Annotated in this window: 17 protein-coding genes and 1 pseudogene; 14 read left to right on the top strand and 4 right to left on the bottom strand. The window is 62.4% G+C overall.

Features of this window, described 5'->3' with window-relative positions:
- Positions 1-17 precede the first annotated feature (17 nt).
- Both AC1DW2_RS37090 and AC1DW2_RS37085 read right to left on the bottom strand, forming a co-directional pair.
- Entirely contained in the window at positions 18-689 is a 672-nt protein-coding gene (locus AC1DW2_RS37090) for a hypothetical protein (RefSeq protein WP_166103654.1), read from the bottom strand.
- A gap of 188 nt (positions 690-877) precedes the next feature.
- Positions 878-2,017: pseudogene (locus AC1DW2_RS37085) on the bottom strand (response regulator).
- Positions 2,018-2,303: 286 nt separating this feature from the next.
- Between AC1DW2_RS37085 and AC1DW2_RS37080 the strand changes: the two are divergent.
- From AC1DW2_RS37080 to AC1DW2_RS37020, 13 genes are all read left to right on the top strand, one after another.
- Positions 2,304-2,627 carry an STAS domain-containing protein gene (locus tag AC1DW2_RS37080; RefSeq protein ID WP_477008445.1) on the top strand — a complete coding sequence of 108 codons (324 nt, stop codon included), beginning with the start codon at positions 2,304-2,306 and terminating at the stop codon, positions 2,625-2,627.
- Entirely contained in the window at positions 2,627-2,992 is a 366-nt protein-coding gene (locus AC1DW2_RS37075) for a response regulator (RefSeq protein WP_008142319.1), read from the top strand. Before AC1DW2_RS37080 ends, AC1DW2_RS37075 begins: the two co-directional genes overlap by 1 nt.
- The gene (locus tag AC1DW2_RS37070) at positions 2,989-5,082 is read left to right on the top strand and encodes a chemotaxis protein CheA (RefSeq protein ID WP_477008444.1); all 2,094 of its coding nucleotides are present in this window, start codon (positions 2,989-2,991) and stop codon (positions 5,080-5,082) included. Before AC1DW2_RS37075 ends, AC1DW2_RS37070 begins: the two co-directional genes overlap by 4 nt.
- Positions 5,082-5,537 (top strand): chemotaxis protein CheW, encoded by a 456-nt coding sequence (locus tag AC1DW2_RS37065; protein WP_477008443.1) that lies wholly within the window; start codon positions 5,082-5,084, stop codon positions 5,535-5,537. Before AC1DW2_RS37070 ends, AC1DW2_RS37065 begins: the two co-directional genes overlap by 1 nt.
- A 38-nt stretch (positions 5,538-5,575) precedes the next feature.
- Positions 5,576-7,273: a methyl-accepting chemotaxis protein gene (locus AC1DW2_RS37060; RefSeq protein WP_166103647.1), complete on the top strand. Its 1,698-nt coding sequence runs from the start codon at positions 5,576-5,578 to the stop codon at positions 7,271-7,273.
- A gap of 36 nt (positions 7,274-7,309) precedes the next feature.
- Positions 7,310-7,786, top strand: coding sequence for a chemotaxis protein CheW (locus tag AC1DW2_RS37055; protein ID WP_477008442.1), 477 nt, complete (start codon positions 7,310-7,312; stop codon positions 7,784-7,786).
- 60 nt (positions 7,787-7,846) lie between these two features.
- Positions 7,847-9,649 (top strand): methyl-accepting chemotaxis protein, encoded by a 1,803-nt coding sequence (locus AC1DW2_RS37050; protein ID WP_477008441.1) that lies wholly within the window; start codon positions 7,847-7,849, stop codon positions 9,647-9,649.
- A 138-nt stretch (positions 9,650-9,787) separates the two neighbouring features.
- Positions 9,788-10,642: a CheR family methyltransferase gene (locus AC1DW2_RS37045; protein ID WP_071916273.1), complete on the top strand. Its 855-nt coding sequence runs from the start codon at positions 9,788-9,790 to the stop codon at positions 10,640-10,642.
- Between the two features lie 16 nt (positions 10,643-10,658).
- Complete coding sequence (locus AC1DW2_RS37040) at positions 10,659-11,750, top strand: protein-glutamate methylesterase/protein-glutamine glutaminase (protein ID WP_477008440.1); 1,092 nt, start codon at positions 10,659-10,661, stop codon at positions 11,748-11,750.
- A gap of 5 nt (positions 11,751-11,755) precedes the next feature.
- A complete protein-coding gene (locus AC1DW2_RS37035; RefSeq protein ID WP_477008439.1) occupies positions 11,756-13,483 on the top strand; it encodes a chemotaxis protein in 1,728 nt (575 codons plus the stop codon).
- A gap of 149 nt (positions 13,484-13,632) precedes the next feature.
- Complete coding sequence (locus AC1DW2_RS37030; protein WP_477008438.1) at positions 13,633-14,091, top strand: hypothetical protein; 459 nt, start codon at positions 13,633-13,635, stop codon at positions 14,089-14,091.
- A complete protein-coding gene (locus AC1DW2_RS37025; RefSeq protein WP_477008437.1) occupies positions 14,088-14,402 on the top strand; it encodes a hypothetical protein in 315 nt (104 codons plus the stop codon). Before AC1DW2_RS37030 ends, AC1DW2_RS37025 begins: the two co-directional genes overlap by 4 nt.
- A gap of 281 nt (positions 14,403-14,683) precedes the next feature.
- Positions 14,684-14,968, top strand: coding sequence for a hypothetical protein (locus AC1DW2_RS37020; RefSeq protein ID WP_477008436.1), 285 nt, complete (start codon positions 14,684-14,686; stop codon positions 14,966-14,968).
- 948 nt (positions 14,969-15,916) lie between these two features.
- Here AC1DW2_RS37020 and AC1DW2_RS37015 read toward each other — a convergent pair.
- Both AC1DW2_RS37015 and AC1DW2_RS37010 read right to left on the bottom strand, forming a co-directional pair.
- Positions 15,917-16,282 (bottom strand): VanZ family protein, encoded by a 366-nt coding sequence (locus tag AC1DW2_RS37015; RefSeq protein ID WP_477008450.1) that lies wholly within the window; start codon positions 16,280-16,282, stop codon positions 15,917-15,919.
- 3,251 nt (positions 16,283-19,533) lie between these two features.
- Positions 19,534-20,016: a transglutaminase-like cysteine peptidase gene (locus AC1DW2_RS37010; protein ID WP_477008435.1), complete on the bottom strand. Its 483-nt coding sequence runs from the start codon at positions 20,014-20,016 to the stop codon at positions 19,534-19,536.
- Positions 20,017-20,924: 908 nt separating this feature from the next.
- Between AC1DW2_RS37010 and AC1DW2_RS37005 the strand changes: the two genes are divergently transcribed.
- Positions 20,925-21,206, top strand: a complete 282-nt coding sequence (locus tag AC1DW2_RS37005; protein ID WP_354098627.1) for a hypothetical protein — start codon at positions 20,925-20,927, stop codon at positions 21,204-21,206.
- The last annotated feature ends 184 nt before the right edge of the window (positions 21,207-21,390 follow it).

Raw genomic sequence — 21,390 nt, 5'->3', positions numbered from 1 at the left:
GCCCCGTCGCAGACCGCCTATTCGAGCCGCAGCAGGCGACCGACGATCGGCGTCGGCGATGACGTGGCGCTGGCATCGACCTGGAAGGCGTAGCGCTTGGCGCCGAGGATGGCGAGATAGCTGCCGCCCGGGGTCAGCGTCTTTCCGGCCTTGGCAAAGTCGTAGAACTTGCCGCCGACCATGATCTCGCTCTTGAGCGGCACGCTGATCGTGGGCTCCTTGCCGTCGGTGCGTTCGATGACCAGCGTGCTGCCGCTCTTGGCCTGTATCAGCGGGGCGACGCCATAGAGCGTCGGCAGCTTGGCCGGCGGCGCTCCCTTCGCGTCCGATCGCATGGTACGGAAGGTCGTTGCGGCGCTCTGGTTCGCCTCGCGCTCGGACAGTTTTGCTGCATTGGTATCGCAGGGCACTTTCTCGCGCTTAACCTCGCCGAGCTGCACGGTGCTCTGCTCGGCGCCGACCAGGACGACGCCTTCGCTGATGGTCTCGCGCTGGCAGGATTTGAGGTAGCTGAGCGTGATGCTGGCCTTGGGCCCGAGCTTGATGATCTTGCCGGGCGCGACATAGTCCATGAACGCGATGCCATCGACCTTGCCTTGGACGTCCTCGACGATCGCGGCAGGGGTCTCCGCCAAAGCGGGGGCCGCAAGACAGAACGCGCCGACACCAGCGCTGATCAGGCTTCTCATGGGAATTCTCATCCAATTCGACCGATAAATCGCCGGTCCCCGTTCTGGTCCGATGCTTAGCAGCGGCGCGTCCAGACAAATGTGACCGGAATCACTCTTGGTTGTTGGTGCACTCTAGCAGGAACAGGTTCAAACCTGCGACCGGAGAAAAGCGAAGCCGCGGCAAGCTATTTGCCGGATGGATCATGTCAGGCGGCCGGGACGGGCTCAGGCAACCGGTCCTCGACCGCAGGGCTCTCTGCCGCACACTCTATAATGGGCGCGAGAGGGGCTTCGGTCTTCTGATACGGCGTCGCCTGCTGACCGGCGGCGATTTACACGACCTCGTCCCAGCGCGACAGGAAGGCCTCGACGCAGGCCGGGTCGAACTGCCGGCCCTGGTTCTCGACCAGATAGTCGCGCGCCACGTCGAGCGGCATCGGCTCTTTATATGGCCGGCGCGTCGTCAGGGCGTCGAAGACGTCGGCGACCGCGACGACACGCGCGGCGACCGGGATCTCGTCTGCCTGAAGGCCGTTCGGATAGCCCGCGCCGTCCCAGCGCTCGTGATGGCCTGCGGCAATTTGCGCACCGAGCTGGATCAGCTCGCAGCTGGAGTCCGCCAGGATCTTTTCGCCGATCGTCGCATGGGTGCGGATCACCGCCATCTCATCGTCGGTGAGCCTGCCGGGCTTGAGGAGGATATGGTCGGGGATGGCGACCTTGCCGACGTCGTGCAGGGGCGCGGCCAGATAGATGTCGCGGCAGAGCCGGGGCGGCAGCCCGAGCTGCTCGGCGATGATGCGGCTGTAGCGGGCGACCCGCAACGTGTGCTCGCCGGTGTCGTTGTCGCGGTATTCGACCGCGAGCGCGAGCCGCAGGATGATCTCCTCCTCGCGCTCGCCGAGCTTCTGGGTCGCGGCCGCGACCGCGCTCGCCAGATCGGCGGCACGGTCGTTCTGCTTGCGCACGGCTGCACCAAGGCGCACCAAATTGCGCAGCCGCACCGTCATCTCGACGCTCTGTGGCTGTTTCGGTAAGAAATCGGTTGCACCAACCTGCAGCGCTTCCATCTTGACGTCATCGGTCTGTCGCGACGTGATCATCGCGATCGGGATGTCGGCGCAGCCGGGCAGGGCGCGGAAGGCGCGGATGAAGCTGATGCCGTCCATATGCGGCATCTCGTAGTCGACCAGCACGAGGTCGAAGACGCGCTCGCGTGCGCAAGCCAGCGCCTCGACGGGATCGAGGAAAGTCGTGGCCTCGACCAGGCCTTCGGCTTCGATATGACGTTTCAGGAAATTGAGGACAGAGCGGCTGTCATCAACGAGAAGCGCTTGGGTCAGCATCGGCGGCCGGTCTCGTTCGGATGCGAGGCGTGACCTCCACGAATAGTCTTTGCGATTTAACGCGGAGCAAACGCCCGGGCTGCGGCGAACTGACTCAAGACTGCGCACAGCGCATGCGAATTGAGCGAGCCATGCACGCCTGCATGCATGCGCGAAGTTCTTCGGTTTGTGACCCGTAGTTGTACGGTGATGCCCATTAGGGGTTTGCACACTCTCCCAAGCGAATAGTCGTCGCGCGAGATTCGCGTCATGCGTGCAGCGAATCCCGAGGAAATCTGGGGGACGAATGCCGTCTGATGTCACTGAGCCGAAGTGGTCCCTACGGCTGCCTGCAGATTGCAGCATCGCTGCGATCCGCAGCGTATATGACCTGATCCGCGAAGCTTTCGGCCGGCAGGACCGGCTCGAGATCGATTGTTCGAGCGTCGACAAGGCCGACGTAACCTCGATCCAGCTTCTGCTGTCGACCGCCAAGACGGGCGAGGCCCAAGGCCGCCCGGTGGTGCTCACATCATTCTCCCAGTCTCTGCGCAACACCCTTCGCCGCGCCGGCTTCGCCAGCGATGCGATGATCGAACAGCACTTCCCGCAAAAGAAAGATGGCACCTGATGGCCACGATTCTCACGGTCGACGATTCCCCCAGCATCCGTCAGATGATCAAGGTCGTGCTCGAGCCGGCCGGTCACAACGTGATCGAGGCCGGCGACGGCGCACAAGGGCTCGCCAAGGCGCAGGCCGGCAAGCTCGACCTCGTCATCACCGACCTCAATATGCCCGTCATGAACGGGCTGGAGCTGATCCGGGCGCTGCGCAAGCTGCCGAGCGCGGTCGGTATGCCCATCGTGTTCCTGACCACCGAATCCAACGATACGGTGAAGCAGGAAGCCAAGAGCGCCGGCGCCACCGGCTGGATTACCAAGCCGTTCAAGCCGGAGCAGCTGCTCGCCGTGGTCGGCAAGCTGGTGCGTGCATGAACGCGATGGACCCGACAGAGGTCTTTCGCCAGGAAGCCAGCGAGCTGTTCGAGGTCCTGGAAGGGGCTCTGCTCGATCTCGGCCTGCGTCCCGACGCCCGCGAGCTGGTCGATTCCGCCTTCCGCGCCCTGCATACCATCAAGGGCTCGGGCGCCATGTTCGGCTTCGACAAGGTCGCCTCCTTTACCCACGAATTCGAGACCGCGTTCGACCGCGTCCGCAAGGGCGAGATCAAGCCGACGCAGGAGCTGATCTCGGTCGCGCTTGCGGCCAAGGACTATATCCGCGCGCTGATCGAGGATCCGCAGTCGACCGACGACATCATCGGCGAGGCCATCCTCGACGACCTCAAGCGCTTCGTGTTTCCCGACCAGTCTGCCGCTCTCGTCGCCGAAATCGCCGAAGCGCCGCCGCTGGCCCCCGGTGAGAGCAAGCAGGCCGGCTGGCACCTGTATCTGGAATTCGAATCCCACGTCCTGCGCAACGGCTCGAACCCGCTCGATCTGCTGGAAGACCTTTGCAAGCTCGGCCCGTGCTTCGTCGTGCCTGTGACCGACGGCATCCCGTTCCTCGACGAGATGGAGCCGGAAGACTGCTATCTGAAGTGGGACGTCAAGCTGCACGCCGCCTGCGACAAGGACGCGATCGACGACGTCTTCATGTTCGTCCAGGACGAGATGAAGCTGACGCTCTCGCCGCTTGAGCAGGTCGAAGCGCCCGCGCCGCTGCCGTTGTTCCAGCTTCTCGACGAGGAGCCGGCTCCGGCTCCTGTGGCCGAAATGGCCGTGCCGGCGGTCGAGGTCGCTGCCGCGCCCGTCGCCGCACAGCCCGCCGCCAAGGCAGAGCCGAAGCCGGAAGCCAAGCTTGAATCGAAGTCTGAACCGAAACCCGAGGCCAAGCGTGACGATCGCGGCATCGCCACCGTCCGCGTCCAGGCCGAGCGTCTCGACGAGTTGATGGACCGGGTCGGCGAACTCGTCATCGCCCAGGCGCGGCTGACGCAGCTCGCCTCGTCCGGCTCGGATCTCTCGATCAAGATGATCGCCGAGGAAATCGAGCGCCTCGCCTCCTCCTTGCGCGACACCACGATGGGCGCGCGCATGGTACCGATCGGCTCGCTGTTCGGCCGCTTCCGCCGCCTGGTGCATGATTTGTCGCGCGACCTGTCGAAGCCGGTCGAATTCGTCACCACGGGCGAGGACACCGAGCTCGACAAGACCATGATCGAGTGCCTGGCCGATCCGCTGGTTCACCTGATTCGCAACGCCATCGACCATGGCATCGAAGACACCGCGACCCGCTCCGCCAACGGCAAGACGGAGCAAGGCCGGATCGAGCTCGCGGCCGTTCATTCCGGTGCGCAGGTGCTCGTCACCGTGAAGGACAATGGCGGCGGCCTCAACACCGCGCGCATCCGCGCGAAAGCGGAAGAGCAGGGGCTGATCGCCTCCGGCGCCGTGCTGACCGATCACGAGATCCACCAGTTCCTGTTCCACCCGGGCTTCTCGACCGCGCAGACCATCTCGGCGCTGTCGGGCCGCGGCGTCGGCATGGACGTGGTCAAGCGCACCATCGAGAACATGCGCGGCACGATCGACCTGTCGACCCGGCCGGGCCAGGGCACCACGGTGACGCTGCGTCTGCCGCTGACGCTTGCAATCATCGAGGGTCTTTTGATCCGCGTCGGCGAGGGCCGCTACATCATTCCGTTGTCGGCGGTGGAGGAATGCGTCGAGCTGACGGCCGAGGACGAACGCTCCCGCGGTCGCAATTTCCTCAACGTGCGCGGCAACCTCGTGCCGTTCCTGCGCTTGCGCGAGATCATGACCGCATCGGGCGCGCCCGACCGGCATCAGAAGACGATCATCATCTCGACCGGCGAGACCCGCGTCGGCCTGGTCGCCGACCAGATCATCGGCAACCACCAGACCGTGATCAAATCGTTGTCCAAGCTGCACTCCGACGTCACGATCTTCTCCGGCGCGACCATTCTGGGCGACGGTACGGCAGCGCTGATCCTCGATGTCGCACAGCTCGTGGCGATGGCGCAGTCGAAGGTCGAGAAGCAGCACATCAGCGAGGCGGCGTGATGAACGAGGCGGGCGAACATCAGGTCGACGCGATGCAGGTCGTGATGATCGGCCTCAGCGAGGAGAAGTTTGCGCTCGATGCCGGCCTCGTGCGCGAGATCATCGATCCCGTGCCGGTGACCAAGGTGGCGGGCGCGCGGGCCTTCGTTCCGAGCGTCATCAACGTGCGCGGCAACGTCATTCCGCTCGCCGACCTGCGCATTCGCTTCGGCATGCCGCAGCTCGACGACTCCGCCGACACCCGCATCGTCGTCATCGAGATCGAGCTCGACGGCGAGCCGGTGCTGGTCGGCGTCACCGCCGACAAGGTCTATGAGGTCACGGAGATATCGCAGACCGACGTGCAGCAGACGCCGCGCGTCGGCATGCACTGGAAGCCGGAATTCATCCGTTTCATCGCCAAGTGGCGAGAAGAGTTTGTCATCGTTCCCAACATGGAACGCATCCTGAATTGAAATGAGGTCTCGGGGCGAGACTGGGGTAGGGGCTGGAAATGAGATTCACGGTCAAGGCAAAGCTTGCCATCGCGTTCGGTGTGGTCCTGTTGCTGTCGATGGCGGCGGGCGGCCTCGCTTATGTGAAACTGAGCGAGATGATCGACACCGCCGACAGTCTGGTGTCGCGTGCCAACCGGATGGACCGTGCGGCGGAGATCGAGAAGGGTATCCTGCTTCAGGTTCGCGCCGAGAAGAACCTCATTCTCGCGCCTGAAGGCGAGGCGGATCGTTTTATCGCCGAAATCGCCAAGCAGCGCGAGACGCTCTCGAAGTTGAAGGAAGAGATCCAGGCCGCGGCTTCCCCCGAAGGCAAGAAACTCATGGAGAATTTCGGCGTCGCGTATGCGCGGATGAACGCCGTTCAGGACGACGCCCTCAAGACCGCCCGGACCGACAAGGCGAAAGCCGCCGAGCGCTCCATGACCGAGGTCCGCAAGGCGGTCGCCGAGGCCATGGAAGCCGCCAACGTCTACGTCACCAACGTCAAGAAGAACATGGCCGCTCAGGCGGCCCAGGCTCACGAGGACGGCAACCGGGCCCAGCTCCTGCTGATCTCGGCCGTGCTGGCTTCGCTTGTCATCGGCCTGATCGCCGCGATCTGGATTTCCTTGAGCATCTCCCGCGGTCTCGGCCGCGCCGTCGGGCTCGCCGGCGCGGTTGCCGATGGCGATCTCAGCCAGTCGATCAAGGTCACAAGCAACGACGAAATCGGCGATCTCGTTACCTCGCTGAACTCCATGGTCGAGAAGCTCAAGCAGATCGTCGCCGAAGCACTCACCGCGGCGCAGAACGTCTCGGCCGGCAGCCAGGAGCTTTCGGCCAGTGCCGAGCAGCTGTCGCAGGGCGCGACCGAACAGGCTTCGTCGGCCGAAGAAGCCTCGTCCTCGATGGAAGAGATGGCCTCGAACGTGAAGCAGAATGCCGACAACGCCAACCAGACCGAGAAGATCGCCGCGCAGTCGGCCAAGGACGCGGAAGCCAGCGGCGTCGCCGTCGGGCGCGCCGTCAACGCGATGCAGACCATCGCCGAGAAGATCACGATCGTGCAGGAGATCGCGCGCCAGACCGACCTGCTTGCCCTCAACGCCGCGGTCGAGGCCGCGCGCGCCGGTGAGCATGGCAAGGGCTTTGCCGTGGTCGCGTCCGAAGTGCGCAAGCTCGCCGAACGAAGCCAGGCGGCCGCGGCCGACATCGGCACGCTGTCGACGGAAACCGTGAAGGTCGCGCGGGAAGCCGGCGACATGCTGTCCAAGCTCGTGCCCGACATCAAGAAGACCGCCGAGCTGGTCCAGGAGATCACGGCGGCCTGCCGCGAGCAGGACGTTGGCTCGGCCCAGATCAACCAGGCGATCCAGCAGCTCGACAAGGTCGGCCAGCAGAACGCCAGCGCCTCCGAGCAGGTGTCCTCGACCTCAGAGGAGCTCGCCTCGCAGGCCGAGCAGCTTCAGTCCACCATCTCGTTCTTCCGCATCGAGCATGCCGGTCGCGGCGAGGCTGCTGCGCCCGCGCCGATCGACCGTGCGGTCACCCAGCTCCGCGCCAAGGCCGCGCACATGGCGGCAGCGGACCGCGGCGTCAAGAAGCCCGCGCCCGCCCGCAAGCCGGCGCGCGCGATGAAGGTCGCCAATGGCGGCGGCTTCGCCTTTGACATGCAGGACGGCGAAGACGACCGCGACGCCGAGTTTCAGCGCTGATCGCAACTTGAAAACAATCTGACTCTGGACCGTACCATGGCCGCAACCTCGCAATATCTGACGCTCGGGCTCGCCGGCGAGACGTTCGGCATCAGCATCCGCAATGTCCGGGAAATTCTCGACATGCGGCCGATCTCACGGCTGCCGCATGCGCCGAATTTCCTGCTCGGCATGATCGACGTGCGCGGCAGCGGCTATCCCATCGTCGACCTCCGCAACAAGCTCGGCCTGCCGGCCGTGGAAGCGACTGAAGCGACCCGCATCATCATCCTCGACGTGCCGATGAAGGATCGCCTGGTCGGCGTCGGCTTCGTGGCCGATTGCGTGTTCGAGGTCACCGATATCGACGAGCAGGCGATCGAGCCCATCCCCGAGGTCGGCGGCAAATGGCAGTCCGACTATGCCGCCGGGATCGGCCGCAAGGGCGAGAAATTCGTCGTCATCTTCGATCTCGCCAAGCTGATGGCGAACGACGAGATCCCGGAAGGGCGCGATACCTCTCGCGCCGCCTGAATTTGCAAGCGTGAAGCGTGGTCAAGCGTAAGCACCCCAATTCGAACCAACGAGACTGACATGAGATTCACCGTCAAAGCCAAGCTTGCCAGCGCCTTCGGCGTCGTCATCCTGCTGTCCATGATCGCCGGTGCGGTCGGCTATATGAAGCTGGCGGACATGGTCAGCACCACCGAGCTTCTGGTCAGCCGTGCGGGCCGGATGGAAAAGGCCGCGGAGCTGAAGGAAGGCATCCTGTTCCTTGTGCGCGCGGAGAAGAACGCGATTCTCGCAGCGTCCGATGCAGAGCACGAGCAGTTCCAGGCCGACCTCATCAAGAACCGCGATGCGATCACCAAGTCGAAGGACGAGATCTACGCGGCTGCCAGCGAAAGCGGCAAGAAGCTGATGGAGGTCTTCAACGTCGCTTTCGCCAAGCTCAACGCCTATCAGGACGAGACGGTCCGGCTCGCGAAGACCGACAAGCCAAAGGCCCTGGACCGCTCCATGCATGATGGCCGCAAGGTCGTTGCGGACGCGATCGAAGCGGCCGACGTCTACATCAAGAATGTCAAGAAGAACATGGCTGAGCAGGCCGAGCAGTCCAAGCAAGACGGTGCGCGCGCCGAGATGCTGCTTATGAGCCTGGTCATTGCCTCGCTCCTGATCGCCGCGGTCGCGGCGACCTGGATTGCGCTGAACATCAGCCGTGCGCTGGCGCAGGCGGTGGGTCTCGCTGATGCGGTGGCGATCGGCGATCTCAGCCACAAGATCGAGTCCACCAGCAACGACGAGATCGGCGATCTCATCAAGTCGCTGAACGCGATGACGGTGAACCTGAATGCGACGGCGGCGCTTGCGAACCAGATCGCGCAAGGCGACCTCATGGTCGAGGCCAAGCCGCTGTCGGACAAGGATACGCTCGGTCTCGCCCTCGAGCGCATGGTGGAGAAGCTCCGGCAGATCGTGTCGGAAGCCCTGACCGCCGCGCAGAACGTCTCCGCCGGCAGCCAGGAACTGTCCGCCAGCGCCGAGCAGCTCTCGCAGGGCGCGACCGAGCAGGCCTCGTCCGCCGAGGAAGCCTCCTCCTCGATGGAGGAGATGGCCTCGAACGTGAAGCAGAACGCGGACAACGCCAACCAGACCGAGAAGATCGCCGCGCAGTCCGCCAAGGACGCCGAGGCTAGCGGTGCCGCGGTCGGCCGCGCCGTCAACGCGATGCAGACCATTGCCGAGAAGATCACGATCGTGCAGGAGATCGCGCGCCAGACCGATCTGCTCGCGCTCAATGCGGCGGTCGAGGCCGCGCGCGCCGGTGAGCACGGCAAGGGCTTTGCCGTGGTTGCGTCCGAAGTGCGCAAGCTCGCCGAACGCAGCCAGGCGGCCGCCGCCGAGATCGGCACGCTCTCGACTGAAACCGTCAAGGTCGCGCAGGAGGCCGGCAATATGCTCTCCAGGCTCGTCCCTGATATCAAGAGGACGGCTGAGCTCGTCGAGGAAATCACCGCCGCCTGCCGCGAGCAGGACGTCGGCTCGGCCCAGATCAACCAGGCGATCCAGCAGCTCGACAAGGTCGGCCAGCAGAACGCCAGCGCGTCCGAACAGGTCTCCTCGACCTCGGAGGAGCTCGCCTCGCAGGCCGAGCAGCTTCAGTCGACGATCGCTTATTTCCGCATCGAGCAGGGACGCAGCCAGGCCGCCGCGCCGATCGACCGGGCGGTTACCCAGCTCCGCGCCAAGGCGGCGACAATGGCGGCCGTCGAGCGGCCGGCCAAGAAGCCGCAGGTGAGGCCGGCGCGCGCGATGAAGGCGGCCGGTGGCGGCGGCTTCGCCTTCGACATGAACGACGGCGAGGACGATCGGGACGCCGATTTCCAGCGCTGAGACCCGTCAAGAGGTCGGCCCATCCTTCGCCGGTGGGCCGATCCGCCGTCAGTGATCGTGTAAACGCGTGGGATTCAAGATGGCCCGTTCGGCCCGACATTCAGTGCAGGCGGCCATCGCGGATCGGGGCATTCAGCCATGATGCCCGCCGTGCAGGATACGGTCGTCCATCTGTCCGACCGGCACTTCCGGACCATCGCCGAGCTGATCGAGGGTCAGGTCGGCATCAAGCTGCCGCAGGGCAAGCGGCTGATGCTGGAGGGGCGGCTGCACAAGCGCGTGCGCGCGCTGAACTTCTCCGACCTCAACGAGTATGTCGACAACCTGTTCGAGGCCGACCATTTCGACACCGAGCTGACCCATCTCATCGATGTGGTGACGACGAACAAGACCGACTTCTTCCGGGAGCCCCAGCACTTCACCTTCATGAGGGACGTCGCGATCCCGGCCCTGCTCAAGTCGCACGGGCGGAAGAACGCGAACCTGAAGATCTGGAGCTCGGCGAGCTCCACCGGCATGGAAGCCTACACCACCGCCATGGTGCTGGACGACATGACGCGGAACGGCTCGCGGTTTCAGTACCGCATCCTCGGGACCGACATCTCGACCGCGGTGCTGCGCCTTGCCAAGTCCGCGATCTACACCCGCGACGTGCTCGCCCCGGTGCCGGAGCCCTTCGTGAAGCGTTATTTCCTGTCGTCGCGGGACAAGTTGCGCGGCGAGGTGCGGGTGGTGCCGGAATTGCGGCGCATGACGCATTTCATGAGGATGAACCTCATGGATAAGTCCTACCCCGTCGACCGGGACGTCGACATCATCTTCTGCCGCAACGTCCTGATCTATTTCGAGCGCGAGACCCAGCGCAAGGTGATCGAGCAATTGTGCAGCCATTTGCGGCCCGGCGGCTATCTTCTGGTCGGTCATTCGGAATCGATGATTCACAGTGCAGTGCCGGGTCTGAAGCAAGTTCAGCCAACCATTTTCAAGGTCTAGCCGGAGCGCAACCAGAATGCCGAGGGAGAAAGTTCGCGTACTGATCGTGGACGATTCGGCGTCGGTGCGCCAAATCCTGCAAACGATCCTCAACGACGACCCTGAGATCGAGGTGATGGGGACGGCCTCCGATCCGTTCGCCGCGGCGCGTCGTCTCCAGAACGAAATCCCCGATGTCATGATCCTCGATTTGGAAATGCCGCGCATGGACGGCATGACCTTCCTGCGCAAGATCATGGCGCAGCGCCCGATCCCGGTGATCATCTGCTCCTCGCTCACCGAGGAAGGTTCCAACGTGATGTTCGAGGCGTTCGAGGCGGGCGCGGTCGACATCGTGCCGAAGCCGAAGATCGACACCCGGCAGGCGCTGCTCGAATGCTCGACGCGGCTGCGCGAGGCCGTCAAATCGGCAGCGCGCGCCCGGGTGCGCCCGCGGGCGGAGCGCCGTACGATCGAGAGGAAGCTGACCGCCGACGCCATCATCCCGCCGCCGGTGCAGGGCAAGGTCCGGCCGACCACTGAGCGCATCGTGTGCATCGGCGCATCGACCGGCGGCACCGAAGCGCTCAACGACGTCCTCGAGATGCTGCCGCCGCACTGTCCTCCCATCGTCATCGTCCAGCACATGCCGGCAGGGTTCACCGCGGCCTTCGCCAGGCGTCTCGACAGCGTCTGCCAGGTCCGCGTCAAGGAAGCCGAGGACGGCGAGCCGGTGCTGCCGGGCTGCGCCTATATCGCGCCGGGCGCCCGTCACATGCTGCTCCAGCGCATCGGCCTGCGTTACCAGATCGCGATCAAGGACGGCCCGCCGGTGTCGCGGCATCGCCCCTCGGTCGACGTGCTGTTTCGCTCCGCGGCCCAGCATGCCGGCGCCAACGCGCTCGGCGTGATCATGACGGGCATGGGCGACGACGGCGCGCGCGGCATGCTGGAGATGCGCAAGCTCGGCGCCTCGACGCGCGCGCAGGACGAGGAGAGCTGCGTGGTGTTCGGCATGCCCAAGGAAGCCATCGCGCATGGCGGTGTCGAGAAGGTCGTCTCGCTGCATCATATCCCGCGCGAGATCATGCTCTGGTATCAGGCCGGACACGTTGCGGTGGCAGGTTGATTGCGATGTCCGCCATTCCGGCCAATACGCTCACCGAGGCGATCGTCGCGATCGAGGACGTCTCGTCGCGGATCGAGGACGTCTTCGCGCGCGTCGGTCACGAGCTCGGTCGCGGTCACCTGATCTTCAAGGAGCTGAACCAGGGTCTCGCGACGCTCTCGGAGGAACTCTCCGGTGCCGAGATCGAGGGCGCCGCCACCGCGCTACAGGAGATCGCCGCACGGCTCAGCGAGCTGGCAGAGGCGCTGCCGGCCGAGAGCGCCCTGCTTGCGACCATCGGCACCAGCACGGCGGAGGCGTCCGCGCTGCTCAAGCCGCTGTTCAAGCACATCCAGATGATCACCATCATCGCGCGTAGCGCGCGGATCGAGGCGGCTTCGCTCGATGGCGACCGCGAGGGCTTTCTCGCCTTCACGCAGGAAGCCTACGATCTCGGCAAGGCGGTACAAGGTTCGATCGAGGGCTGCGCGCGGGACCAGCAGCGCCTGTCGGAGGCCGTTGCGACTGCCGCCGGTCGCCAGAAGGAGTTCGAGAGCCGTTATCGGAATCAATTGGTGTCGGAGAGCGCCGAGCTCGGCGCAGCCTATTCCGGATTGCGCGGCCAACGCCGCGACAGCAGCCAGCTCGCCGACCTCGCGAGCACCAGCACCAGGAAAATTGCCGAGGCGGTTGGCGGCGCGATCATTTCCTTGCAGGCCGGCGACAGCACGCGCCAGCGCCTCGAACATGTCTGTCATGGCCTCGGCCAGGTGTCGGAAGCTGCGCCGGGCCTCGTTCCCGAACGGGGTGCGAGCGAGGACGGCGCGCGCACGATCTGCCAGTTGCAGGCGGCCCTGCTCAGGGACGCCCAGCGTGAATTTGGCGGCGACATCGGCCAGATCGTTCGCGCGCTCACGGCCATCCTGCACGATGCGGGCAATGTCGTCGGCCATGGCCGCACGCTGTTCGGCGGCGAGGATGGCGGCCCGTCATCGTTCCTGGCGCGCATCAAGCAGGCACTGGCACATGCCTCGACCCTGATCGCCACCTGCGAAAGCGCCGGCCGCTCGGTCGACGAGGCGCTCGCCATCGTCGAGGACACGCTGGCAAAGTTTCGCCAGGCCATCGCCGGGCTCGCCGAGGCGACCGTCGACATCACCCTGATCGGAAAGAATGCCGGCCTGAAGGCAAGCCATCTGGGCAGCCGCGGCAGCGCGTTCGTCGTGATCGCCAACGAGCTCAAGGCGACCGCCGACCAGGTTTCGGCGGGCGCGGGGCGCTTGCGGCCTGTGCTCGACGGCATCGAGCGCTCTGCGAACGAGCTAAAGGAGCTCCGCGTCCGGGGCGATCCCACGCAGCTCGCCAAGTTCGAGCCGCAGATCCTCCAGGCGCTGCGCGAGGTCGAGGTCGGTAACGAACGGCTCGGCAAGCTGATGGGCCGGCTCGTCGATGAAGGCGCGGAATTCGAAGGCCTGATGAATTCGGCGCAAGGTCTGATGAGCTCACTGGGCGAGAGCTCCGCGGCCTTGCCTGCGGTTGCCGCGCGCCTCGAGACCGCGAGCGCGGGCGCGCAGGGGCCGCAACCGGAGGCGCAGGATCAGGCGATGCTCGACGATCTCTTCGCGCGCTACACGATGGAGCGCGAGCGGGACGTTCACCGCGAATTCCTGCAAACGCTTGGCCTTGCGTCGAGCGCCGCCACGCGTCGCGTCGAAGCGGTCGAGACCGCGGATGACGGCATCGAGTTGTTCTGACGTTCGCCGCCGGCGTCGCGCGTCGGCGCCAATTCGACGGATTGGGTTTTCGGGGCATTAACCTTGCCCGAAGGGCTGGCGGTTAAGTCATTGTCGCGCCCCAGAGTTGGTCGCAAATACAGGGCGATCTTCACCTCGGAAAATTCCCCATGCTGAGAGACGGTAAATACGCTGCCTGGTTCAGAACCCCACGAGGTCAGGGCACCGGCATCGTGGATCTGGCCGAGGGCCGGATCTCGGGCCGCGACAGCTTCTTTACTTATGGTGGTTCCTACCGCGTCGATGAGCGGCACTTCTCGGCCGTCCTGACCGTGAACCGGCACGCTGACGGCCCGCTGAGCGTGTTTGGGCCTGATGAGGTCGAGGTCAAACTCTCGGGTGTGTGCAACGGCCTGGTGGCGAGCTGTTCGGGAACGGCCAAGGAAGCACCCGACGTGAAGTTCGAGGCGACGCTGATCTACAGCCAGGAAGATGCGCCGGCAGCCGACGCCAAATGCGCGGTCGTAAAGCTCAACGCCGACAAGCTGCCCAAGGGCCTCGACAGCCGTTCTCGGCCGCGTCACCCGTTCACGCCGCAACCTCTTAAATCAGAGTCAAATCCACAATGATCCAAGCGATCGCCGCGAGCAGCAGATCCGTGCCGACGACGATCAACGCAATAATGAGCCAATCAGGATCCTTGCGGCGCAAGCGAGCGATCCGTTGGTGCGCCAACGCCGCCACGGAAGAGAAAGCTGAAGGGCGCCAAACGGCTACCCCAGAGGTGGCGCTGTTACTTAGCGGAGGGGATATCAAGCAAATCTCTGTCAAGGATGACGAATTGAAATCGACGGCTGGTAAATATGACCAGCATAAAGTTACCGTCGCTACATGCAAGAGGGTGGCAGAGAGTGGTTTTGACGCCGACGGAAGCCGCTAAACACATTCGGCCCGATCGAAGTTGCGGAAACCCCCACCCCGGGCGCGCTACGTCCGCTTTAAATGGCGAAATTGACGTCCAGAATGAATTTTGAAGAGGGTGCTTGCGCCAGCAGGATGCGCCCGCCCCGCAGCGTCGCCCTCCCTTGTCCCGGCCAACTCCTTGCATTTTAGTTTTGCATTGACGCTGTTTTCGCGAAAATCATGGGCAACGGCATCGCAGCAACCGTGCCTTTAGACGTAAAAACTAGGTTGAGGTCCGTGTAAAGGGCGGACAGGAACATGCCTCAGATCTGGATGACGTACGACGAACTTGCGACGCTCAGCGGCTGCAGCGCTGCCGAAGCAAGATTACGGGCGATCCATTTGTCGCTCGACCGTCGCAAGAGCCGCAACGGCGCAACTCGCGTCAAGCTCGATCTTGCGCTAACGGCTAAATTCTTTGCATCCATCCGTGAGGCGGATTTTGATCTGGATAGCGCCATTGAGGCACTCCAAGCAACGCATCGGCAGATGGCTGAACTCCTCACCCCTAACGAGTTCCGTGCTGGGCACAGGTCGGCCTAATTGTCGCGCAGCTGGGCCAGCAAAAGGTGCGCCCCAAGCCTCCCGCGAAAGTTGTCCCGTACCAGGCATAAATTTGTAACCCGGAATTCCAGCCGAGTTCTGCTTCAAGTCGGATCGAGCCGTGGAGCTTGTAGAGGATGCCCATGAAAAAGCTAGATATCGGGGCTGCACAACGCCGTGGCGACGGCGGTCTTGGGTGTGCCGGTTATCGGTTTGATCGGAACGGCCGGTGCGGAAGTCGTCAAGCTGCAGGCTGACCTTAAGGGAGCAATGACGCGCCTCCGAACAGCTCGTCCGGATCGGGAACGGCAGATGCGACCAGATGAAAGTTCTGTCCTATGCCGGCCCAACGGGTCCGGCAGTCGGCGCATTTTCATGGGCCGAGCGAACCGCGCAAGAACGCCGGCATCGTCTTGCTATTCAAATCAGCGCAAAAACCCAATCCAGAGCACCGCGATCTTCACGGACACTCAGGCCGCGGATCTTTTGGCCGGTGCACGCCGCGGCTAATCCGGGTGGTGAACTGCGGGGGCGCAAATGGTGAAGTAGGGAGCGAACGCTCGCTGGCGCCATTATTGTTGACGACCGATGCCCATCTCGCGCTGGAGTTGGGGTGTCAGGCCCATTGCCCCTTCAGTTCGGCCTTGGCCAGTTCCGAGATTTCTCGTTGCCGGTGCGGGATTGGAAAGTGGCGAGGGAGGAGGGATAGGCGAGGTCGTTGAATTTGTTGCACTGCCGGCATATCCGCTGCGAATGCCGTTTGAGTACGTCGCTTGGGCGTGAGCGGACAGCGACGTGCCGAGGAGCGTGGCCCCGGCCAAGAGCATTGCGAAATGATGCATTTCAGTTTTCGATCCGGTTAAGTTGCCTACACTGCCACTGTGATCCCAAAGCTGCGCGTTGCCAACTGCAACTTGACGCCAAGTTCGCATCAGCGTGTGTGGGCGGCTAGGAGGGCGGTCTAGGCAAAAAAGCGAGGATCGTTTGAGCAAGGAGCACCCCAACGGTACCGCCCGCTACTTTTTGGAGCACGTCTATCGATGAGGGATCGCGATCAGGCGTCAGTCCTTGGAGAACTTCCAAGCCGACCGCGACGGCCACCACAAGCGCACAGGTCAAGCCAAAACGTCCAGGTAAAAGGAACGACAAAAGGAGGCCTAACAGTCCATATGCGCTGAAGCGCTCGATGACGACAACCCAGTAGGCTTCGTGATGGCCCACAAGAACAGGCCTTCCCGCCAACCGCGCGAGCGTGGCGTAGACGATAAGCGCAAAGCAAATCCCAGCGGCGGCGATAAGGTGGTTACGACGCATGCTGGCAGAGTATAACAATCGGAATCTAATCGGCCGAAAAAGCGCTGGTATCGTTAAAGGATCTGCCATGCCGGTCCGCTTCAGGCTATGCGATGGCATCCTTATGGCCCTATCGGCAGCAAAAGATTGAGCTAGAAGACAGCGGAAATCAATATTTCTTGGCTGGATCGCAGCGGCCACTTGGAAGGCCTTCACGGCATCAACCGCTACGACGTTCTCCGGACGCAAACCGCCGCATCGGGGAGACGTTACGTTGGTCAGGACGCATCAGAAACTGTGGGGGCGGCGAGGACCGCGAAGGTCGGACGTAGGGTTCCCATTTGAGATATTCGGTGCGTCGCGCCCGCGAGATGGCCGAACGGGTAGCATAGCCAGCCGCAAAAGAGGTCGCTGCGATTACAACCAAGAGCACCAAACCGAGCATTTAACGGAGACCTCATGAACGACACAGGGCTACCGTGCGCAGTCAGTTCAACCCGGATAAGGCAATTTCGCGGAAACCCTATGACTGCGATCAAATGAATTTGCGTAGGATAGGGGGAACCAAGTTTGCAGCGGGCCCATGTTTGTAGGTTGACCGAAGGCGCCGCTTCCTGACGCGAATTGCCTAAGTCGACGGCGTCGTCGTCGCGAAAGGACCTCTCGGGTGAAGTAACCCGACGCAAATTCAGCACCGAAGATCGCTAGTATGAAAACAAGGCCAACATGGCGCCAGCGAAGCATTTTGCGTGCCACCTTTCAGTTTCTAGCCGATCCTACGTGCCCAGCCCGTACCTAGAATCTGAATAAAGGACACAGCACAACTCAAAGTAATTCCTGTACCTCACGATTGCGGGCCAGTCGATATGAGGCCGTTGACCAGTATAGGTTCTTAGTTCGCCGCTGCCCCTCAATATCGCGACAGCAATTCTTTCCACGGCTGGGCGAAATCGCCGAAGTGAACCATGACGACCTCGCAGCGAACGTCACGAGAGCAGCAGATCGGCTGTTCGGGGATCGCTTCGCTGTTGTGGAAGTAATGCAGCTAGTCCGCCGTGCGTTTCGCTTTCTGTTAGGGTTTCACACTGCTGTCTGGCGCTTTCACGGGAGTATCCCACGGGCGCTTTCCATTGACGTCCCGGTCCCACGGCCGCACGGTTGATCCGCTTTTTTGCTCTGCCGCGTCCCTAGCGCGCGCGGCCTTGATTTGGTCGCGAAATGATATTTCGGGCATTGCAGCAGGCGGCACAGCCGGCTGTGCAGCAACCGGAGCCGCAAAAAGGGCAATCAGGAGATATGCTTTCATCCCGTCCGATAGCACGTCTGGGGACGCCGGTCCGATTTACTTTGTCCGCAACAACCCCGGGGTTGGCAGAGTCCTGGCTAGCGTCTAAGCGACCGCCGGATCAGCGAAATTCTAGGTAAGTTTGGTGCTCCGCCGCTTTTACCCACATATTAGTCGCCACCTTGAACTCAGAGTGCGGCATCCACAGAGGCTCTGGCGCGTACGTGCTGTCGAGCAGGGCCGAATGAAGCAAACAGTGGCATGAACACGGGTCCTCCCGCGGAGGCGCCGGCGCGCCGAGCAGCGTCGAACCAAGACAGTCAAGGTCAGGCCGGAGTAGCAGGCAGGTCATCCGCGACTGAGGCGAACTCCGCTGACGTCGTTTCGCACGCTACGCCCGTCAGCTTTTGAGTGTCCTATCAGCCTCGACCGAGACGCCCAATCGTTGCACATGTGGCGGTCAAGTGGACTGTGAAGACACAAGTTCTACTCGGACGTGGCGAGCTTTGCCACGATTTCACCTTTGAGTGATTCGCTAACTCTAAGCTTGATCGGCAACTACAGCTCTACGCAAGCGTCAGGCGTAACGTTGATTGTCCAAATCGCAGTGGCTCGGGGTGACGCGTTCGGCGCCCAGTACGCACAAAGCCCCTCGCGGGAACAATTGGGGAATTGGCCGAGAGGATGGCCGACACCGATGCGCAGCCCTTATTTATTGACGGATTTCGTATCGGTCGCATCGAGGATCGCCCCGCCTTACCATGGCGATCTCCTGGAAGTTGTTTTTCGGGTCACAGCGCAATAGCCCGTACTCCGACAAGTACGGGTATGGTACCCGCCAACAGAGGTTCCTGCCGGCCGGAACCTCGTGTGAATACCCATCTATCGTGTAGTGGCAGACCTCTCTGAGGCCAGATTCTGACTTTCTGCCCGTGTCTTGAACTGTCCCCTGTGCATGAGCCTGGACCAGCGAAACCAATGCGAAGAATGAGATGGAAAAGATGCGCATTTTTGTCTCCTCTTGGTTTCAATTCCTTTCAAATCCTAGATTGAGGTCGGCCCCGATCTGTTCCGGACCGCGTGCCACCCTGACCGCGGCGACCGCAAAAGTTCCCCGTAGCGCTCGTAAGGGAAGCCTTCGCGTGAAGCGCATCTGTATCATAGGTCACGCGATGGTGCCCGTCTGCGGCAGTTACGAGATGCGCTTCACGAGAATATTTCTGCTTTGGTGATGTGCCTAGCCGCTGAATGTGCCCCGAGGTGGTCGAAAGCACCAGGCCGAGGGACAGGCAAGACCACACGGGGACGGGGGCAGAGCAAGATAGGCTAGACAGGTCGCCACGGCGCCCGGCGACGGGTCTAGTGCCAAGCACGCAGAAGTCCGTTATGGATGAAATCGGCGAGGACTTGCACAATATCCGCCGAAGGCGAAGAAATGAGGGAGCTTGCCGGGCTGGCGCAGACGCGGGAGCCGGGACATCGGGCTCAGCCCGATGACTGTATCGCGGCCGGACGTGTGACCTGCAGCATCAAATGTTTGAACGGTCGCTATAACACTAGGCAAAGCCAGCCGGCTGGGCTCTGACTAGACACCTACCCCCTAAGAGGTATTCCATCTCCCTCAAAAGAGCGTCCTCTCCGCCTTTGCACCGCCGGTTTTTTTTGTCCTTATGCACATTGGCAGGCAGAGTGTGCCTCACTGCGATCTCTTGGGGCCGCGCGGACGACTGTTTCTTCTTCCACGCTTCTCCCACGTGCACGATAGAATGTCCGTCTTCGATGATGTAAGGCTGGACCTCCGCCAGGAAACCCGACGACTCGGATGGGCCAAGCCCTCATCAACCTCTCTTTCCTGCCATTCTCCAAAAGTGTCACGTCCCAACCCGATGTGATCCAAGACAGACGCTCCGTGAGAACACGGAGGACCGCAATTGCCAAGAATTGATGCAGGCAAGTTTTTACGTGTCGTGAAGACCCGGTCCGATGCTCACTCTCCACGGTCGGCGATCGCGGTCCATAGCCGAGGCTGACCCGGCACCTGAATTCGAATCCAGCGATAGGGCACACGCGCCCACGGCTTGATCGCCGGCGTCAGATTGTCGAGCACCAGATCGCCACTTCGGGTCCGCACGACGAGAATGAGGTGATGCTTTCCCCAACGGGTCACGACCTCGCTCAGCAGCAGCGCGCTTGAGGGCAAGCCTCGATCGAGTAGTTTGTGGCGCTTGGTCACTGCGTAATCATTGCAATCCCCACGATCCGGATTGATCAACCAGTCTTCGACACCCGAGCTCAATTCCGCGCCGTCCGGACTAATGCTACGGTTGACCGTTTGATTGATCTCTTTGAGAATGGCCCAGCGTTCGCCAGTCAGGCGAACCAGGCCCCCGCGAAAGAGTGGCTGCGTGCGACATTCGCCCGCGTAGCGTAGGCAGAACATCGTGTAGGCCATCGGCGGAAGCGTCGGCATTGCGAACCGCATGTGCCGTAATGTTGGCGACGGGGGCCCCGTCGGCGTCTCCAGCGGCGCTGCATTGACGGCCTCAGGCCAAGCGATTATCCCCGCAATCGCCAGCACAGCAGTTGTAAAAAAGGGCGCATATCATGTTTCCCTATGTGTCGGGGGACGGTAGGTGCAACGATGAGAGTTCCCGTGCTCCTCACTTCAAACTCGCTCGAGTTGCGCGTCGTGCCTGCAACCTCACAGCAATTTGAGATTGCATACGTTAGCGTAACACCTCTCGGGGAAATCGGTTCCGGAGGAAATCGCAGACTTTCCCCTAACGGTGCGCCAAGTCCCGATACATGTGCAGTTTGTGCCAGTGACTGAACCCTAAAGTGAGGCCGCAGCGTTCTTTGCACCGGTCGGCCCGTCGTGTGGCTGTCCGGATTGCTAGCTTCAATGGTGGCCTTCGGAGCTTATAGCTGGAAGAATTGGGGGCAATTTTCGATCCCAACTAGCCCATTGAATTTGTGTTCGGGATGGTCGTCGGGTTGACTCCGTGCGAGGGAAATCACTCCCGAAATGGTTCAGTGCTTATCGCAGAATCGCTTGCAGGGCCGTTTTTAAGCAGCGCAGTATCCTATAGGGGGTCTGGAGCTCCCGGGCTGCTTGCTATCAGCGTCGGCGGTCTCTCTCTCTCGAACAAGGTGTGCGGTCGCGTCGGATTTGGTCGGTAATTCCCCGAGGTCTTCATCATCGGAAGACCCCTCGCATAACCCAGAACGAGAGCCGCCCACAGCTGACTGTCCCGCGCCACTCAATCTTCGCTGATCCTAAGAAGTGCACACCCTCAAAGCTGTTCTTCGGGTAGGCGTTGAATAGCTCACCAACGGCTCCTAAGTTTACTTCGAGTGCCTTGGAATCAGGAGACGTCGATGCGAAGGTTTGCCATTGTCGCAGCTGTCCTAGTCGTGCCGGCGCTCGCAGCCGCGCAAAACCAGGGCGAGAAAAAAGCGGATCAGAAGCCGGACAACTGCTTTTACACCGTCGGAAATCAGGCAATTCAAGTGCCGCTCGGCGCGAGTGTTTGCCGCAGACAACCGGCACCGTACGACGACAAGTATTCGTTGCTTCGCTGCACTCCCCCGCTCGATGAGATCGACTCGGACATTAAGCGTGGGGACGCTCGCTGCGATCGCTACGAAGAGCGTCAGTAGGAAACGTGCGCTTCCGTAGGAACGCTCTCCGTCCAAGGCTATTTCTCTTGCTCAAGTATATGAGGGCCAGCATGCTCAAGAAGTTGAACCTGCCGATCTTCGAGGGGCGCTGGCACTCTGCGATCTCGCGATTTATTCATCCAGCTCGGGATTAATAACCGCAGTCGAATGCAACCTCCTTCCC

It is taken from the genome of Bradyrhizobium sp. P3_C3 (assembly GCF_056402655.1).
This window is presented reverse-complemented; position numbering and strand designations above follow the sequence as displayed.

What these genes read in the sequence shown, in the direction of transcription:
- AC1DW2_RS37005 (WP_354098627.1), top strand. Translation starts at nt 20,925, where the DNA reads ATGCGAAGGTTTGCCATTGTCGCAGCTGTCCTAGTCGTGCCGGCGCTC.
- AC1DW2_RS37060 (WP_166103647.1), top strand. Translation starts at nt 5,576, where the DNA reads ATGAGATTCACGGTCAAGGCAAAGCTTGCCATCGCGTTCGGTGTGGTC.
- AC1DW2_RS37070 (WP_477008444.1), top strand. Translation starts at nt 2,989, where the DNA reads ATGAACGCGATGGACCCGACAGAGGTCTTTCGCCAGGAAGCCAGCGAG.
- AC1DW2_RS37045 (WP_071916273.1), top strand. Translation starts at nt 9,788, where the DNA reads ATGATGCCCGCCGTGCAGGATACGGTCGTCCATCTGTCCGACCGGCAC.
- AC1DW2_RS37015 (WP_477008450.1), bottom strand. Translation starts at nt 16,282, where the DNA reads ATGCGTCGTAACCACCTTATCGCCGCCGCTGGGATTTGCTTTGCGCTT.
- AC1DW2_RS37035 (WP_477008439.1), top strand. Translation starts at nt 11,756, where the DNA reads ATGTCCGCCATTCCGGCCAATACGCTCACCGAGGCGATCGTCGCGATC.
- AC1DW2_RS37075 (WP_008142319.1), top strand. Translation starts at nt 2,627, where the DNA reads ATGGCCACGATTCTCACGGTCGACGATTCCCCCAGCATCCGTCAGATG.
- AC1DW2_RS37090 (WP_166103654.1), bottom strand. Translation starts at nt 689, where the DNA reads ATGAGAAGCCTGATCAGCGCTGGTGTCGGCGCGTTCTGTCTTGCGGCC.
- AC1DW2_RS37030 (WP_477008438.1), top strand. Translation starts at nt 13,633, where the DNA reads ATGCTGAGAGACGGTAAATACGCTGCCTGGTTCAGAACCCCACGAGGT.
- AC1DW2_RS37080 (WP_477008445.1), top strand. Translation starts at nt 2,304, where the DNA reads ATGCCGTCTGATGTCACTGAGCCGAAGTGGTCCCTACGGCTGCCTGCA.
- AC1DW2_RS37065 (WP_477008443.1), top strand. Translation starts at nt 5,082, where the DNA reads ATGAACGAGGCGGGCGAACATCAGGTCGACGCGATGCAGGTCGTGATG.
- AC1DW2_RS37020 (WP_477008436.1), top strand. Translation starts at nt 14,684, where the DNA reads ATGCCTCAGATCTGGATGACGTACGACGAACTTGCGACGCTCAGCGGC.
- AC1DW2_RS37010 (WP_477008435.1), bottom strand. Translation starts at nt 20,016, where the DNA reads ATGCCGACGCTTCCGCCGATGGCCTACACGATGTTCTGCCTACGCTAC.
- AC1DW2_RS37040 (WP_477008440.1), top strand. Translation starts at nt 10,659, where the DNA reads ATGCCGAGGGAGAAAGTTCGCGTACTGATCGTGGACGATTCGGCGTCG.
- AC1DW2_RS37025 (WP_477008437.1), top strand. Translation starts at nt 14,088, where the DNA reads ATGATCCAAGCGATCGCCGCGAGCAGCAGATCCGTGCCGACGACGATC.
- AC1DW2_RS37055 (WP_477008442.1), top strand. Translation starts at nt 7,310, where the DNA reads ATGGCCGCAACCTCGCAATATCTGACGCTCGGGCTCGCCGGCGAGACG.
- AC1DW2_RS37050 (WP_477008441.1), top strand. Translation starts at nt 7,847, where the DNA reads ATGAGATTCACCGTCAAAGCCAAGCTTGCCAGCGCCTTCGGCGTCGTC.